The 16,548-nt window shown below is 63.5% G+C and carries 10 protein-coding genes; 5 read left to right on the top strand and 5 right to left on the bottom strand.

Annotation, left to right across the window (positions count from 1 at the left end):
* Nucleotides 1-77 precede the first annotated feature (77 nt).
* The 4 genes from ligA to IAE33_RS19065 all read right to left on the bottom strand — a co-directional run bounded on the left by ligA (nt 78) and on the right by IAE33_RS19065 (nt 7,758).
* The gene (gene ligA / locus IAE33_RS19080; RefSeq protein WP_201164654.1) at nt 78-2,408 is read right to left on the bottom strand and encodes an NAD-dependent DNA ligase LigA; all 2,331 of its coding nucleotides are present in this window, start codon (nt 2,406-2,408) and stop codon (nt 78-80) included.
* Nucleotides 2,409-2,506: 98 nt separating this feature from the next.
* On the bottom strand, nt 2,507-3,400 hold the full coding sequence (gene zipA / locus IAE33_RS19075) for a cell division protein ZipA (RefSeq protein ID WP_201164653.1): 894 nt from the start codon (nt 3,398-3,400) through the stop codon (nt 2,507-2,509).
* A gap of 206 nt (nt 3,401-3,606) precedes the next feature.
* Nucleotides 3,607-7,095, bottom strand: coding sequence for a chromosome segregation protein SMC (smc, locus tag IAE33_RS19070; protein ID WP_201164652.1), 3,489 nt, complete (start codon nt 7,093-7,095; stop codon nt 3,607-3,609).
* A 3-nt stretch (nt 7,096-7,098) separates the two neighbouring features.
* Nucleotides 7,099-7,758, bottom strand: a complete 660-nt coding sequence (locus IAE33_RS19065; RefSeq protein WP_028632151.1) for a GntR family transcriptional regulator — start codon at nt 7,756-7,758, stop codon at nt 7,099-7,101.
* Nucleotides 7,759-8,026: 268 nt separating this feature from the next.
* On the opposite strand from IAE33_RS19065, the gene xdhA reads away from it, so the two are divergent.
* The 4 genes from xdhA to guaD are packed head-to-tail and all read left to right on the top strand — an operon-like array spanning nt 8,027 to nt 14,050.
* On the top strand, nt 8,027-9,481 hold the full coding sequence (gene xdhA, locus IAE33_RS19060) for a xanthine dehydrogenase small subunit (RefSeq protein WP_201164651.1): 1,455 nt from the start codon (nt 8,027-8,029) through the stop codon (nt 9,479-9,481).
* Nucleotides 9,474-11,873 (top strand): xanthine dehydrogenase molybdopterin binding subunit, encoded by a 2,400-nt coding sequence (gene xdhB, locus IAE33_RS19055; RefSeq protein WP_201164650.1) that lies wholly within the window; start codon nt 9,474-9,476, stop codon nt 11,871-11,873. The genes xdhA and xdhB overlap by 8 nt, the downstream gene beginning before the upstream one ends.
* Nucleotides 11,874-11,883: 10 nt before the next feature.
* On the top strand, nt 11,884-12,729 hold the full coding sequence (xdhC, locus tag IAE33_RS19050) for a xanthine dehydrogenase accessory protein XdhC (protein WP_201164649.1): 846 nt from the start codon (nt 11,884-11,886) through the stop codon (nt 12,727-12,729).
* 10 nt (nt 12,730-12,739) lie between these two features.
* A complete protein-coding gene (gene guaD / locus IAE33_RS19045; RefSeq protein WP_201164648.1) occupies nt 12,740-14,050 on the top strand; it encodes a guanine deaminase in 1,311 nt (436 codons plus the stop codon).
* Between the two features lie 15 nt (nt 14,051-14,065).
* On the opposite strand, the gene IAE33_RS19040 is transcribed toward guaD, so the two are convergent.
* Nucleotides 14,066-14,821 (bottom strand): GntR family transcriptional regulator, encoded by a 756-nt coding sequence (locus IAE33_RS19040; protein WP_060483524.1) that lies wholly within the window; start codon nt 14,819-14,821, stop codon nt 14,066-14,068.
* 280 nt (nt 14,822-15,101) lie between these two features.
* Here IAE33_RS19040 and IAE33_RS19035 point away from each other — a divergent pair, with 280 nt between their 5' ends.
* Nucleotides 15,102-16,451: an NCS2 family permease gene (locus tag IAE33_RS19035; RefSeq protein ID WP_201164647.1), complete on the top strand. Its 1,350-nt coding sequence runs from the start codon at nt 15,102-15,104 to the stop codon at nt 16,449-16,451.
* The last annotated feature ends 97 nt before the right edge of the window (nt 16,452-16,548 follow it).

The raw sequence follows: 16,548 nt of genomic DNA, 5'->3' as shown, positions 1-16,548 counted from the left end.
AGATCAAGCGCCGCCCGCGCGGCGCATCGCGAGCTGCGCTCGCTCCTACGGGGGCGGAGTGAGGCAGCTTGGGATTATCAGGCCGTTATACCGTGCCCGGCCAAAAACGCCACGAACGCCTCTTCATCCAGCACCTTGAGCCCCAACTCGCTGGCCTTGGCCAGCTTGGAGCCTGCACCGGGGCCTGCGACCACGCAGTGGGTCTTGCCAGAGACGGAGCCTGCCACCTTCGCCCCCAGGCTCTCCAGCTTGTCCTTGGCAATGTCCCGGCTCATGCGCTCGAGGGAACCGGTGAGCACCCAGGTTTGACCGGCCAGCGGCAAGCCTTCTGCCACTTTCTTCTCGCTGTGCCAATGCATGCCGAAGGCCAGCAACTGGGCTTCGATATCGCGGGCCAATTGCTGATTGGCAGCATCACGGAAAAACTCACGCACAGCGTCAGCCTGTTTGGTATTGAGCGCCTGGCGCAGGTCGATACCGTCGGCGGCGATGATCTTGTCCAGGCTATCGAGCTTGGCCACCAGCTTTTCAGCCCCGGTTGGGCCAACGGAGGCAATGTCCAGCTTGGCAATCAGGCCGGCAAGTGTGGTGCTGGCGGCAAACTCGGCAGCCAACTCACCTTCATCCTGCAATTGCATACCACTGTCCAGAAGTTGCTGGATAACCTTCTGGTTGTGCTCGTCTTCAAAGAAGTTGTGAATTTCATACGCCACCTCCAGGCCGATATCAGGCAGGTAGGTAAGCACCTGCGGCAAGGCTTGCTGCACGCGCGCCAGGCTGCCCAGCGAACGGGCCAGCACCTTGGCGGTTTCCTCGCCCACATCCGGAATGCCAAGGGCGTAGATGAAGCGTGCCAGGGTGGGTTGCTTGCTGGCTGCAATGGCATCCAGCAGTTTTTTGCTGGACACTTCGGCAAAGCCTTCCAGGCCCACCACCTGGTCGAACTCGAGCTTGTACAGGTCTGCAGGCGAGGCGATCAGGCCTTCATCCACCAGCTGCTCGACGCTCTTCTCGCCCAGGCCGTCGATGTCCATGGCGCGGCGCGAAACGTAATGGATAATCGCCTGCTTGAGCTGGGCACCGCAGGCCAGGCGGCCGACACAGCGGTACACCGCACCTTCGCTGGTGGTTTCCTTGCCCTTGCTGCGCTTGACCAACTGGGTACGCTCTACCTGCGACCCACACACCGGGCACTGGCTGGGCACCTGCACCGGGCGGGCGTGCTCGGGGCGGCGCTCCAGCACCACCTGCATCACCTGAGGGATCACGTCCCCGGCACGCCGGATGATGACGGTATCGCCGATGCGCAAGCCCAGGCGGGCGATCTCGTCCATGTTATGCAGCGTGGCGTTGGACACCGTCACGCCGGCCACCTTCACCGGTTTCAGGCGCGCCACCGGCGTCACCGCCCCCGTACGCCCCACCTGGAACTCGACGTCCAGCACCTCGGTGAGCTCCTCCATGGCGGGGAACTTGTGGGCGATGGCCCAGCGCGGCTCACGCGCGCGGAACCCCAGCTCGCGCTGGCTGGCCAGGCTGTTGACCTTGAACACCACGCCGTCGATTTCATAGGGCAGGCTGTTGCGCCGCTCACCGATGTCGCGGTAGTACTCAAGGCACTGCTCGATGCCTGCTGCGTGGCGCAACTCGCGGCTGATGGGCAGGCCCCAGGCCTTGAGCTGCTCAAGCGTGCCGATATGGCTGTCGGCGATGGGTGCAGCCACCTGGCCAACGCCATAGCAGCAGAACTCCAGGGGCCGGCTGGCAGTGATTTTCGAATCCAGTTGGCGCAGGCTGCCGGCAGCGGCGTTGCGCGGGTTGGCGAAGGTCTTGCCCCCGGCCTCGGCCTGGGTCGCGTTCAGCCGGTCGAAGCCGGCCTTGCTCATGAAGACCTCGCCACGCACTTCAAGCACTGCTGGCCAGCCTTGGCCCTGCAGCTTGAGGGGAATGTTGCGTACGGTGCGCACGTTGGCGCTGATATCCTCGCCGGTAGTGCCATCGCCCCGGGTTGCGCCCTGCACCAAGTGGCCATCCCGATAAAGCAGGCTGACCGCCAGGCCGTCAAGCTTCGGTTCGCAGCTGTAGTCCACCGCACCGGGCAGGTCGAGGCCCTCGACCACGCGGCGCCCGAATTCACGCAGGTCAGCCTCTTCGAAAGCGTTGCCCAGGCTGAGCATGGGCACTTCGTGACGCACCTGGCTGAACGCAGCCAGTGCCGTCCCACCGACGCGCTGGGTAGGCGAGTCAGGGGTGACCAGGTGCGGGTTATCCGCCTCAAGCGCCTTGAGCTCGTTGAACAGGCGGTCGTATTCGGCATCGGGAACACTGGGCTCGTCGAGCACGTAATAGCGGTAGTTGTGCTGGTCGAGCTCGGCACGCAGTTCGTGGATACGGGTTTCGGCGGTCATTTTCAGGATCTCTTGCAAAGCAAAAGAGCAGCACTGGGCTGCTCTTGCACTTGAAACAGGGTGGACAGGGCTTGGCCAGACCTATCCACTTGGGCACATCAACGCTTCTGGGTCAGCGCCCGGCGCTCGAACTCGACAATGCGCTGGCGGTAGTGCTCGATGGTCTGGGCGGTCAGCACACTGCGCTGGTCGTCCTTGAGCTCGCCGTTGAGTTCGTGGGCCAGCTTGCGTGCTGCGGCCACCATCACGTCGAAGGCCTGCTTCGGGTGACGAGGGCCTGGCAGCCCCAGGAAGAAGCTGACGGCACGGGTGCTGAAGTGGTCGATGTCATCCAGGTCGAACACGCCTGGCTTCACGGCGTTGGCCATGGAGAACAGCACTTCACCGTGACCGGCCATGCTTTCGTGGCGGTGGAAGATGTCCATTTCGCCGAAGCGCAGGCCGCTTTCCAGAATGTTCTGCAACAATGCCGGGCCTTTGAAGCCGCCGTCGTCGCGGGAGATAACGCTGATCACCAGCACCTCTTCGGCAGGCGGCAGCTCCTTCACGCTGGTGTTGGCAGGCGCGGTGGACGTGTTGCGGGTATTGTCCGCGGCGAAGTCGTCATCGCTGTCGGCAAACAGGTCCGCTTCGCGGGGTTCGGCGGCAAGGCCCAGGTCGCCACGCGGGGCATCTGCCGCCGCTGCGGCACGCTTGGGACGCTTGCTGGCTTTGACCGGCTTCACTTCGCGTTCGCGGTCGCGGCCCGACGCGCTGAGCGACGGCAAGTCGCTTTCGTCCAGCTCAGGCTCCTTGTGGTTATCCAGCACGCGGGAAGGGCCGAGCACCTCGGCGCTGCCACCCTCATCGTCCGCCACATTGGAGTAACTGCGGTCCAGACGGAATTTCAACTTGCCCTTGCCGCCGCGCATGCGGCGCCAGCCGTCGAAAAGAATACCGGCAATGACAATGATGCCGATGACGATCAGCCACTCGCGCAGACCGATTTCCATGTAATCCCGTGCCTCTAATAAAAATATGCTTGAAAACAAAGGCTTCAAAGGCCTTTAACACGTGGCGCCAACTCTATGTTCTGACAGGCGTTTTACCCACGCAAAAAACGAGTGACATTAAGCTAGCACGACCAAAGACAACTTTACACCGTCTGTCACACATGACAGGGGTATTTCACCGCACAATTCGCCCTCAGGGCTGCGTATCACCCGTCGACCATGGCCATGGCCGCCTCCACATCAACTGCAACAAGACGTGAACAACCCGGTTCATGCATGGTCACCCCCATCAGCTGATCGGCCATTTCCATGGCGATCTTGTTGTGGGTGATGTAGATGAACTGCACGCTTTCACTCATATCCTTCACCAGGCGGGCATACCGCCCGACGTTGGCATCGTCCAGCGGTGCGTCGACTTCGTCGAGCATGCAGAACGGTGCCGGGTTCAACTTGAAAATGGCGAAAACCAGCGCCAGTGCCGTCAGTGCCTTCTCGCCGCCGGACAGCAAATGGATGGTGCTGTTCTTCTTGCCCGGGGGGCGCGCCATGATCGTCACCCCTGTATCGAGTAAATCTTCGCCCGTCAGTTCCAGATAAGCGCTGCCACCACCGAAAACTTTTGGGAAAAGTGCCTGTAATCCGGCATTTATCTGATCGAAGGTATCCTTGAAGCGGTTGCGGGTCTCCTTGTCGATCTTGCGGATGACGTTTTCCAGGGTTTCCAGCGCTTCCACCAGGTCGGCATCCTGGGCGTCGAGGTAGCGCTTGCGCTCAGACTGCTGCTCGTATTCTTCGATGGCCGCCAGGTTGATGGCGCCCAGGCGCTGGATGCGCGCGTCCAGTTGCTCCAATGCCTGCTCGGTGCCCGGCTCGGTGGCTTCTGGTTCAAGCGTAGCCAGCACGCCTTGCAGGTCATAACCGTCGGCGAGCAGCTGCTCCTGCAACGTGTTGCGGCGTACATCCAGGCCCTGGCATTCCAGGCGCAGCTGTTCAAGCTGGCCGCGCAGCAACTGGGCCTGTTGCTCGGCCTGGGTGCGGCGTTTTTCGGCATCGCGCAGTTCGCGGTCGGCCTCATCCATGTGCAGGCGGGCCTGGCGCATTTCCTCGTCGACCCCCATGCGCCGTTCCAGCAGTTCTTCGAGCTTGAGGCGCAGTTCTTCGAGGGGTGCTTCACCCTCCTCCAGGTTCAGGCTCAATTGCTCCTGCCGCTCACTCAGGCGTGCCGCCTGCAGCTCCAGGCGCTCCAGGGCCTGGCGGGTGGAGTCATGCTGGGCCCGCAGCGAGCCCAGGCGCACGGCCAGCTGGTGGGCGTGGTCCTTGTGCTGGCGCGCGTCCTGGCGCAGCCGGTCCAGGCCCTCACGCAGCCGGTCACGCGACGCCATCAACTGCTCGCGCTGCTCGGTGTCCTGTGCCATCAGCTCCAGGGCCTCCTCCAGCAGCAGCCGGGACTCGCCCAACTGTTCGTGCTCAAGGGTGCGTTGCTCTTCCAGCTCGGCCAGCTCTTCCTGCAACCGGCGACGCCGCAGTTCCACCTGTTCGGCGCGGGCGCGCCCTGCCGACAGGCTGGCCTTGAGCTCACCGAGCAGGCGATTCTCTTCCTGGGCGCGGCGGCGCAGTTGCTCGCGCTGCGCCTCCAGCGCCTGCTGCTGTTCGCGCAGGGCCTGGGCCTGCTGCTCAAGCTGCTGCAAGGCGTCCGCCTGCAGCAGCTGCTGTTGTTGCAATTGCTCGATTTCTTGCCCGCGGGCCAGCACCCCGCCTTCGCCGCTGCCACCGCGCCGGACCCGCAAGAAGCGCCGCCCTACCCAATAGCCGTCACGGCTCACCAGGCTCTGGCCCGGCGCCAGCGTGGCCCGCCGCCTCAGCGCCTCGGCCAGGTCCTCCACCGGTTGCACCTGCGCAAGCCAGGGGGCCAGGTCGGCGTGCCCCTGTACTTTGGCCAGTAAACTCCCAGGTATGGGCGCCGCCTCACCCCCTGCCTCCAGCAGGCACAGTTCGCCTTGCTCAAGGCCGGCCAGGTCCAACTGGTCGAAATCCTCCACCAGTACAGCCTGCAAGTCGGCGCCCAGCACCGCTTCCACAGCCAGCTCCCAGCCCGGCTCTACCCGCACGCTTTCGGCCAGGCGCGGGAGGTTGCTCAGGCCGCGCGCCTGCAGCCACTCGGTAGCCCCGGTGCCCGGTTCAAGGGCGGCCTGCTGCAACGCCTCCAGCGACGCCAAGCGGCCGCCCAGGCGCTGCTGGTCACCCTGGGCCTGCTGCTGGGCCTGCCCCGCTTGCTGCAATTGCTCGCGCACACGTTCCAGGTGTTCTACCAGCTGTTGTTCGTCGAGCTGCAGTTCGTCCAGCAGCAATTCACTGCTGGCCACTTGTTCGGCCCATTCGAGCATGGCCGCGCCCTGTGGGTCTTCACCCAACTGCGCACGCTCCTCGCCCAGCTTGCGCTGACGGTCTGCCAGGCGCTCCAGGCTGGTTTCAAGTTGCTGCAAGCGCGCCTGCTGCACCTCGGCCTGGCGCCGCGGCTCGGCAGAACGGCTGTTGAAGCTGTCCCATTGCTCCTGCCAACCCTGCATGCCGGCCTCGGCTTCTTCCAGGGCTGCGGCCGACAGTTCGGCAGCGGCAACCGTCATGTCCTGCTCAGGCTCGAGCATGGCCAGCTCTTCACCCAGGGTTGCGAGCAGGGTGCGGTCGTGGCCCAGGTGCGACTCGGTTTCCAGGCGCGTACGCTCCGCTTCCTTGAAGTCGTCCTGCAACTGGCGCAGACGCTGCTGGCCATGTTGAATGCTCTGCTCCACCCGGGCAATGTCGCCGGCCACCGAATAGAAGCGGCCCTGCACCTGATTGAAGCGCTCGGACAATTCATGATGGCCATCGCGCAGCCGCTCGATGCTGGCGTCAGCATTGCGTTGCTCGGCCACCAACGCCTCGTGGGACACGTCCTGGTCGCCGATCACCGCCTGGCGCTGGCGCACCCGCTCGTCCAGGTCGCGCCAGCGCAACGCCGACAACCGTGCCTTCAACTGCCGCTCCTGGGCCTTGAACTCACGGTACTTCTCTGCTGCCTGGGCCTGGCGCTGCAGGCGCTCCAGCTGGCGCTCCAGCTCTTCGCGCAGGTCGGTCAGGCGGGCAAGGTTTTCCTGGGTGCGGCGGATGCGGTTCTCGGTTTCGCGGCGGCGCTCCTTGTACTTGGAAATACCGGCCGCTTCTTCGATGAAGTTGCGCAGTTCCTCGGGCTTGGCCTCGATCAGCTTGGAGATCATGCCCTGCTCGATGATCGAGTAGCTGCGTGGGCCCAGGCCTGTGCCCAGAAAGATGTCGGTGATATCCCGGCGCCTGCACTTGGTGCCGTTCAGGTAATAGCTGTTCTGCCCGTCGCGGGTGACCTTGCGGCGGATCGAGATTTCCGCATAGGCGGCGTATTCGCCCACCAGTGTGGTTTCGCTGTTGTCGAATACCAGTTCGATGCTGGCCTGGCTGACCGGCTTGCGGCCGCTGGAGCCGTTGAAGATGACATCGGTCATCGACTCGCCGCGCAAGTTCTTGGCCGAGCTCTCGCCCATCACCCAGCGCACCGCGTCAATGATGTTGGACTTGCCACAGCCATTGGGGCCCACCACTGCGGCCATGTTGCTGGGGAAATTCACCGTGGTCGGGTCGACGAACGACTTGAACCCCGCCAGCCGAATGCACTTCAGGCGCATCGGTCAGCCTCGGCCCAGCGCCGCCAGCACCAGCTCGCAACTGCGCTGGCCGTAGGCGGTGAGCACCTCACGAATGCGCGGCAGGTCACGCACGACCACGGCGTCGAGCAGGCGGGCGAACAGGTCCAGGTAATCGTTCATGCTGGCCTGGCGCTGGTCCAGCGACAGGTAGTAGGCGCGGCTCATGGCAGGCTGCAGGTTTTCGACTGTTTCCTGCAGGAAGGGGTTGTCGGCGAAGGGGTAAGCGGCGCGCATAACCGCAAAGCTCTCGGCCACGAACGCTTCGATGTCCCGCTGCTCATGGGCTAGTTGCAAGCGCTGCTGAATGGCCAGAAAGGGGCGCAAGTCGGCCTCCAGGCGCCATTTTTGTGCAACGGCATTGCCCAGCAGAATATAGAACTCGCTCATCAGCGCACACAGGCTGCGCACGCTGCGCTCGTCCAGCTCGGTCACGTGGGCCCCGCGGCGCGGCAGAATGGCGATCAGATGGCGGCGTTCGAGGATCAGCAGCGCCTCGCGCACCGAACCGCGGCTGACGTTGAGGGCCTGGGTAACCTTCAGCTCTTGAATGCGCTCGCCCGGCGCCAGCTCGCCGCGAATGATGCGCTCGGCCAGGTAGTCGGCAATCTGCTCGGAGAGGCTGTCCGGGGCCTTGAACGTCATGGTTTTCCTTCAAAATCATTGAACTGGGCACAAGGGGCGAAGTGTAGCGTAATTGCATACGCGTAGCGCAGAGGGGGCATCGGGTTTATTTGACCGATGGGACAGCTGCCAGGTCGGCGCGATCTATGCTTGTAACAAGCATGAAGCACCCGCTTGGGTCTGACCGCGCATCATTTCCTGACCTTTGAGTCAGAAAATTATTGACCCGAAACACGGGTGTTGCTTAGAGTCGGCCCAACAACAATAAAATCCTCTGCGAGGTCACCCCGTGATCCAGTTTCTCGTCAACCAGGTGCTGCGCAGCGAGCACGCCCTGGACCCGAACATGACCGTGCTTGAATACCTGCGCGGCCCGCTGGGCAAGACCGGTACCAAGGAAGGCTGCGCCAGTGGCGACTGCGGCGCCTGCACCGTGGTCGTCGGCGAACTCACCACCGGCCCCGGTGGCACCGACAGCTTGCGCTACCGCAGCCTCAACGCCTGCCTTACGTTCGTTTCCAGCCTGCATGGCAAGCAACTGATCAGCGTCGAAGACCTCAAGCACCAGGGCCAGTTGCACAGCGTGCAGCAGGCCATGGCCGACTGCCACGGCTCGCAGTGCGGCTTCTGCACCCCAGGCTTTGTGATGTCGCTGTTCGCGCTGCAAAAAAACAGCGACGGCCCCGACCTGCAGCGTGCCCAGGAAGCCCTGGCCGGTAACCTGTGCCGCTGCACCGGCTATCGGCCCATCCTCGATGCCGCCCAGGCGAGCTGCAGCCAACCGTGCCGCGACCAGTTCGATGAGCAGCGGGCCCACACCATCGCCCGCCTCAAGGCCATTGCCCCCACTCAGACCGGGGAGCTGAACAGCGGCGACAAGCGCTGCCTGGTGCCACTCACCGTGGCCGACCTGGCCGACCTGTACAGCTCGCACCCTGAGGCACGCCTGCTGGCTGGCGGCACCGACCTGGCGCTGGAAGTCACGCAGTTTCACAAGACGCTGCCGGTGATGATCTACGTGGGCCACGTGGCCGAACTCAAGCGCATCGAGAAAACCGCCACCTACCTGGAGATCGGCGCAGCCGCGAGCCTGACCGACTGCTATAGCGCCCTGCATGACGATTACCCGGACTTCGGTGCCCTGCTGCATCGGTTCGCCTCGCTGCAGATCCGCAACCAGGGCACGCTGGGCGGCAACATCGGCAATGCCTCGCCCATCGGTGACTCCCCACCCTTGCTGATCGCCCTGGATGCGCAGGTTGTGCTGCGCCAGGGCGAACGCCAGCGGACCTTGCCACTGGAGCAGTACTTCATCGACTACCGCGTCACCGCACGGCAGGAAAGCGAGTTCATCGAGAAGATCCTGGTGCCGCGGGCCAACCGTGAATGGGCATTCCGCGCCTACAAGGTTTCCAAGCGCCTGGACGACGATATCTCTGCGGTGTGCGCGGCCTTCAACCTGCGTATCGAAAACGGCGTGGTGCGTGAGGCCCGGGCTGCGTTTGGCGGCATGGCGGCCATCCCCAAGCGCGCCCGTGCCTGCGAGGCCGCCCTATGCGGCGCTGCCTGGAACCAGGCCACTGTGGAGCGGGCCTGCCAGGCCCTGGCCGAGGACTTCACGCCACTCAGCGACTTCCGCGCCAGCCAGCAATACCGCTTGCTCGCCGCTCAAAACCTGTTGCGCAAATACTTCATCGAACAGCAATCGCCGCACATCGAAACCCGGGTGACCGCTTATGTCTAACCATCAGATCGCCAAGAGCCAGGCCGAGATGGCCGAGCTGTTCAGCCAGGACCTCACCACCGGTGTGGGGCGCAGCGTCAAGCACGATAGCGCCGACAAGCACGTGGCCGGCGAGGCGGTTTACATCGACGACCGCCTGGAGTTTCCCAACCAGTTGCATGTCTACGCCCGTACCGCCGACCGGGCCCACGCCCGCATCGTGCGAATAGACACCACGCCGTGCTATGCCTTCGAAGGTGTACGCATCGCCATCACCCATGAAGACATCCCAGGCCTCAAGGACATCGGCCCAGTGGTGGCAGGTGACCCGCTGCTGGCCATCGACAAGGTCGAGTTCTTCGGCCAGCCGGTATTGGCGGTGGCCGCGCGCGACCTGGACACTGCGCGCCGCGCGGCCCTGGCCGCCATCGTCGAGTACGAAGACCTGGAGCCGGTGCTGGACGTGGTACAGGCACTGCGCAACAAGCATTTTGTGCTCGACAGCCACACCCACCAGCGCGGCGACAGCGCAGCGGCACTGGCCAGTGCCCCGCACCGGCTGCAAGGCACCCTGCACATCGGCGGCCAGGAGCACTTCTACCTCGAAACGCAGATCTCATCGGTAATGCCCAGCGAAGACGGCGGCATGATCGTCTATTGCTCCACCCAGAACCCTACCGAAGTGCAGAAGCTGGTGGCCGAAGTGCTGGACGTGCCCATGCACAAAGTGGTGCTGGACATGCGCCGCATGGGCGGCGGCTTCGGCGGCAAGGAAACCCAGGCCGCCAGCCCCGCCTGCCTGTGCGCCGTCATCGCCCGCCTGACCGGCCAGCCCACCAAGATGCGCCTGCCACGGGTCGAAGACATGACCATGACCGGCAAGCGCCACCCGTTCTACGTGGAATACGACGTGGGCTTCGATGCCACCGGCCGGCTGCACGGCATCAACCTCGACCTGGCCGGCAACTGCGGCTACTCGCCCGACCTGTCCGGCTCGATCGTGGACCGCGCCATGTTCCACTCCGACAACGCCTACTACCTGGGCGATGCCACCGTGCACGGGCACCGCTGCAAGACCAACACCGCCTCCAACACGGCCTACCGTGGTTTCGGCGGGCCGCAGGGGATGGTGGCCATCGAACAGGTCATGGACCACATCGCCCGGTATCTGGGGCTCGACCCGCTGAGCGTGCGCAAGGCCAACTACTACGGCAAGACCGAGCGCAACGTCACCCATTACTACCAGACGGTCGAGCACAACATGCTCGAGGAGATGACGGCCGAGCTGGAAGCCAGCTGCGATTACGCCGAACGCCGCGAGGCCATCCGCCGCTTCAACGCTGCCAGCCCGGTACTGAAAAAGGGCCTGGCGCTGACCCCGGTCAAATTCGGTATCTCGTTCACCGCCACGTTCCTCAACCAGGCCGGGGCGCTGATCCACATCTATACCGACGGCAGCATCCACCTGAACCACGGCGGCACCGAAATGGGCCAGGGGCTGAACACCAAGGTGGCGCAAGTGGTCGCGCAGGTGTTCCAGGTGGATATCAGCCGCATACAGATCACCGCCACCAATACGGACAAGGTGCCCAACACCTCGCCAACGGCAGCCTCCAGCGGGGCCGACCTGAACGGCAAGGCGGCGCAGAACGCAGCAGAAATTCTGAAAAAACGGCTGACCGAATTCGCCGCCCGCCATTACCAGGTCACCGAGGAAGACGTGGAGTTTCGCAATGGCCACGTACGCGTGCGCGAACAGCTCGTGAGCTTCGAACAGCTGGTGCAACAGGCGTATTTCGGCCAGGTGTCGCTGTCCACCACGGGCTTTTACCGCACGCCGAAGATCTTCTATGACCGCAGCCAGGCACGTGGCCGGCCTTTCTATTACTACGCGTTTGGCGCCGCCTGCGTGGAAGTGGTGATCGACACCCTGACCGGCGAGTACCGCATGTTGCGCGCCGACATTCTCCACGACGTAGGTGACTCGCTGAACCCGGCCATCGACATCGGCCAGGTGGAAGGCGGCTTCATCCAGGGCATGGGCTGGCTGACCACCGAGGAACTGGTGTGGAACAGCAAAGGCAAGCTGATGACCAATGGCCCGGCCAGCTACAAGATCCCGGCCGTGGCCGACATGCCGCTGGACCTGCGGGTGAAGCTGGTGGAAAACCGCAAGAACCCGGAGGACACGGTGTTCCATTCCAAGGCCGTGGGTGAGCCCCCCTTCATGCTCGGCATCGCTGCCTGGTGTGCGATCAAGGATGCCGTGGCCAGCATTGCCGATTACCGGGTACAGCCACAGGTGGATGCACCGGCGACGCCGGAGCGGGTGTTGTGGGGCTGTGAACAGATGCGCAAGGCGGGGGCTGCCGTACAACCGGCGGTGCTCGAACTGGACACTGTGAACCACTGAGGGCTGCATCATGCATCAATGGATCAATGCCCTTGCCGACCACCAGGCCCGTGGCGAAGCCTGCGTGCTGGTGACCATCATCGAGGAGCGCGGCTCCACCCCGCGCAATGCCGGCTCGAAGATGGTGGTCAGTGCCACCGGGCTGTTCGACACCATCGGTGGCGGCCACCTGGAATACAAGGCCCTGCACATCGCCCGGCAGATGCTCGACGAGCAGCGCACCTCGCCACACCTGGAGCGCTTCAGCCTGGGCGCCAGCCTGGGCCAGTGCTGCGGTGGCGTCACCGTGTTGCTGTTCGAACCCATGGCCACGGTGCAGGCGCACATCGCGGTGTTCGGCGCGGGCCATGTGGGCCGCGCTCTGGTACCCTTGCTGGCTGCCCTGCCCTGCCGGGTGCGCTGGATCGATTCGCGCGCGCAGGAGTTTCCGGCCTTCATCCCCGACGGGGTTACCCAGGTTGTGAGTGAAGAGCCGGTAGACGAAGTGCAGCACCTGCCGCCGGGCAGCTACTGCATCGTCATGACCCACAACCACCCGCTTGACCTCGAACTGACCGCCGCCATCCTCAAGCGTAACGACTTCACCTGGTTCGGCCTGATCGGCTCGAAAACCAAGCGTGTGAAGTTCGAGCATCGCCTGCGCGAGCGCGGCCATGACCCTGCGGTGATCGCGCGCATGCGCTGCCCCATGGGCCTGGCGGAGGTCAAAGGCAAGCTGCCGATCGAGATTGCCGTGTCCATCGCCGGCGAAATCATCGCCACCTACAACGCCCGCTTCGGCCAGCACGACGCTGCCGCCAATGCCGGCCCCATTGCCCAGTTGCTGCCGCCTTCCCGGCGCAGCCAAGCTATTTGACGAGTGTGATATGACCGTTACCCGCAAAGCCTACCGTGCCGCCATCCTGCACAGCATCGCCGACCCCGCCGAGGTCGGCCTGGAGGCCTCCCACGCGTACTTCGAAGATGGCCTGCTGGTGGTCGATCAGGGGCGCATCAGCGCCGTGGGCCACGCTGCCGACCTGCTGCCGACCCTGCCGGCCGACATGCCGGTGGAGCACTACCCGGACGCGCTGATTACCCCGGGCTTCATCGACACCCATATCCACTTCCCGCAGACCGGCATGATCGGCTCCTACGGCGAGCAGCTGCTGGACTGGCTGAACACCTACACCTTCCCCTGTGAAAAGCAGTTCGCCGACAAGGACCACGCCGATAACGTCGCGAAAATCTTCCTGAAGGAGCTGCTGCGTAACGGCACCACCACCGCGCTGGTGTTCGGCAGCGTGCACCCTGAATCGGTCAATGCCCTGTTCGAAGAAGCAGAACGCCTGGACCTGCGCCTGATTGCCGGCAAAGTGATGATGGACCGCAACGCACCGGACTACCTCACCGACACCGCCGAGTCGGGTTATGCCCAGAGCAAGGCCCTGATCGAGCGCTGGCACGGCAAGGGCCGCCTGCACTACGCCGTTACCCCCCGCTTCGCGCCGACCAGCACGCCCGAGCAACTGGCCATGGCCGGGCGGCTGCTCAAGGAGCACCCTGGGGTGTACCTGCACACGCACCTGTCGGAAAACCTGAAGGAAATCGACTGGGTAAAATCGCTGTTCCCGGAACAGATAGGCTACCTGGATGTGTACGACCACTTCGAGCTGCTGGGCGAGCGCTCGGTGTTTGCCCATGGCGTGCACTTGTGCGACGAAGAATGCCAGCGCCTGGCAGATACCGGTTCGGCAGTGGCGTTCTGCCCCACTTCCAACCTGTTCCTGGGCAGTGGCCTGTTCAACTTGCCCCAGGCCGAGCGCTTCAAGGTCAATGTGGGCCTGGGTACCGACGTGGGTGCCGGCACCAGTTTCTCCCTGCTCAACACCCTGAATGAGGCCTACAAGGTGATGCAACTGCAGGGCGCGCGCCTGCACCCGTACAAATCGCTGTACCTGGCCACCTTGGGCGGTGCCCGCGCGCTGCGCCTGGACGACCGGATCGGCAGCCTGCGCCCGGGTAACGACGCGGACTTCGTGGTGCTGGACTACAAAGCCACGCCACTGCTGGACTACCGGATCCAGCAGTCCAAGAGCATCGAGGAAACATTGTTCGTGCTCACCACCCTGGGCGATGACCGCACCATTCGCGAAACCTACGCAGCAGGGCGCTGCGTGCATCAACGCGATGCCTGATGCACCCGCAAGGTGTCAGCCTTTGGCTGCCACCTTGGGTTTCTTCAGCAAATGGGAGAACACCGCATGCAGGTCGTCCGAGGCGCTTTCTTCGTCCAGGTTCAGCTTGCTGTCGATGTGATCCATATGGTGCATCATCAGGCTCACCGCCTGGGCCGCATCGCGCGCCTCGATGGCATCGATCAGTTGCATGTGCTCATCGTACGAACAGTGCGAACGGTTGCCGCTTTCGTACTGAGCGATGATCAACGAGGTTTGCGATACCAGGCTGCGCTGGAAACTCACCAACGGCGCATTGCCTGCAGCCTCGGCCAGCTTGAGGTGGAATTCGCCGGAGAGGCGAATACCTGCGCCGCGATCACCCCGGGAAAAGCTGTCGCGCTCTTCTCGCACCATGTGGCGCAGCTCGGCCAGTTGTTCGGCGGTGGCGTGCTGCACCGCCAGTTCAGTGATGGCCCGTTCCACCATACGCCGCGAGAAAAACACCTGGCGCGCCTCTTCCACCGTGGGGCTGGCCACCACTGCGCCGCGGTTGGGCCGTAGCAGCACCACGCTTTCATGGGCCAGACGCGACAGGGCGCGGCGGATGATGGTACGGCTGACGCCGAAGATCTCGCCCAGGGCTTCCTCGCTCAACTTGGTGCCCGGCGCCAGGCGCTGCTCCAGGATGGCCTCGAAAATGTGCGCGTAGACAATGTCGTCCTGGGTGCCACTGCGGCCGGCCTTGCCGGCACGCGCAGGTTTTTTCAGAGGTTGCAGCTGGTCGTTCATGGGCGCTCGAGCATGAAGGAAGGTATGGCGTCATTGTACACAGGCTGAGCCGTTTCTGCAGGTGGCCTTTTGCGCATATAGCGAATGTACGGCGCACTGCGCATACAAAATAAAAAACAGTATTTGCATTCTTTGTACACAAACGCATAATCGCCCTGTCAGTTTCCTGACCTATAGGTCAACAAAAAACCGGTGACTGCCACCCCTCTCGGAGCCGCCAAGTGCATTGCTCAGGACAACGGGCTCCATAACAACAAGAAAGACTTGAGGAGTACTCGCTGTGGAAAGCCGCAAATCCGAAGCCCCCCTGCTGGATGCTGCACCGCCCCGCGAAACGGGCTGGCTGGAACGCATCTTCAAACTCAGGCAGCACGGCAGTACCGTCAGAACCGAGCTTATCGCCGGGGTGACCACGTTCATCACCATGGCCTACATCATCTTCGTCAACCCCAACATCATGGCCGACGCCGGCATCGACCACGGGGCGGCGTTTGTCGCCACCTGCATCGCCGCCGCGTTGGGCTGCCTGCTGATGGGCCTGTACGCCAACTGGCCGGTTGGCCTGGCGCCTGGCATGGGCCTGAATGCCTTCTTCACCTACACCGTGGTCGGCACCATGGGCTACAACTGGGAAACGGCGCTGGGCGCGGTATTTGTGTCAGGCGTGCTGTTCATGTTCCTGACCCTGTCCAGGGTGCGCGAGTGGCTGCTCAACAGCATTCCTGTGAGCCTGCGCCACGCCATGGGTGCGGGCGTGGGCCTGTTTCTCGGGCTGATCGGCCTGAAAACCGCCGGCATCATCGTTGCCAGCCCATCCACACTGATCAAGCTGGGCTCGTTGCACGAACCGGCGCCGCTGCTGGCGGCCGTGTGCTTCCTGCTGATCGCCATCCTCAGCTACAAGCGGGTGTTCGGCGCCATTCTGATCAGCATCATCGGCGTTACCTTGGCGGGCTGGGGCCTGGGCCTGGTGAAGTTCGGCGGCGTGGTCTCGATGCCGCCAAGCCTGGCCCCTACCTGGATGGCCATGGACGTGGCCGGTGTGTTCAACGTCAGCATGATCAGCGTAGTGCTGGCATTTCTGTTCGTGCACATGTTCGACACGGCGGGCACGCTGATGGGTGTGGCCCAGCGGGCCAACCTGGTGGCGCCGGACGGGCGTATCGAAAACCTGTCCAAGGCGCTGAAGGCCGACAGTGCCTCGAGCGTATTCGGTGCCGTGGTCGGCGTACCGCCGGTGACCAGCTACGTTGAAAGCGCCGCCGGGGTGGCGGCCGGGGGCCGCACGGGCCTGACCGCCGTGGTAGTGGGCGCGCTGTTCATCGCCGCCATGTTCTTCGCCCCGCTGGCGGGCATGATCCCGGCCTACGCCACCGCCGGCGCCCTGATCTACGTGGCGATGCTGATGATGGGCAGCATGGCGCACATCAATTGGGACGAAGCCACCGACAGCATCCCGGCAATTGTCACGGTGATCATGATGCCGCTGACCTTTTCGGTTGCCGACGGCATTGCGCTGGGCTTTATCAGTTATGTGGCGTTGAAGGCCGGCACCGGCAAATACAAAGAGGTTTCCGCCAGCCTGTGGGTGCTGTGCGTGATCTTTATTGCGAAGTTTGTGTTCTTATAAAATGAGTTTTTATAACTAAGGCGTCTGAGCGCCTTAGTTATACAGGAGATAGCGATACCGCCAGCATTCTAAATACACACCGCCTGATATTTTTGTC

This window comes from Pseudomonas sp. S60 (assembly GCF_016647865.1).
In the GTDB taxonomy this organism is placed as follows: Bacteria; Pseudomonadota; Gammaproteobacteria; order Pseudomonadales; family Pseudomonadaceae; genus Aquipseudomonas; species Aquipseudomonas parafulva.
Note: the sequence above shows the minus strand (reverse complement) of the source record. Positions and strands in the feature narration are given on the sequence as shown.

What these genes read in the sequence shown, in the direction of transcription:
- ligA (WP_201164654.1), bottom strand. Translation starts at nt 2,408, where the DNA reads ATGACCGCCGAAACCCGTATCCACGAACTGCGTGCCGAGCTCGACCAG.
- zipA (WP_201164653.1), bottom strand. Translation starts at nt 3,400, where the DNA reads ATGGAAATCGGTCTGCGCGAGTGGCTGATCGTCATCGGCATCATTGTC.
- smc (WP_201164652.1), bottom strand. Translation starts at nt 7,095, where the DNA reads ATGCGCCTGAAGTGCATTCGGCTGGCGGGGTTCAAGTCGTTCGTCGAC.
- IAE33_RS19065 (WP_028632151.1), bottom strand. Translation starts at nt 7,758, where the DNA reads ATGACGTTCAAGGCCCCGGACAGCCTCTCCGAGCAGATTGCCGACTAC.
- xdhB (WP_201164650.1), top strand. Translation starts at nt 9,474, where the DNA reads ATGTCTAACCATCAGATCGCCAAGAGCCAGGCCGAGATGGCCGAGCTG.
- xdhC (WP_201164649.1), top strand. Translation starts at nt 11,884, where the DNA reads ATGCATCAATGGATCAATGCCCTTGCCGACCACCAGGCCCGTGGCGAA.
- guaD (WP_201164648.1), top strand. Translation starts at nt 12,740, where the DNA reads ATGACCGTTACCCGCAAAGCCTACCGTGCCGCCATCCTGCACAGCATC.
- IAE33_RS19040 (WP_060483524.1), bottom strand. Translation starts at nt 14,821, where the DNA reads ATGAACGACCAGCTGCAACCTCTGAAAAAACCTGCGCGTGCCGGCAAG.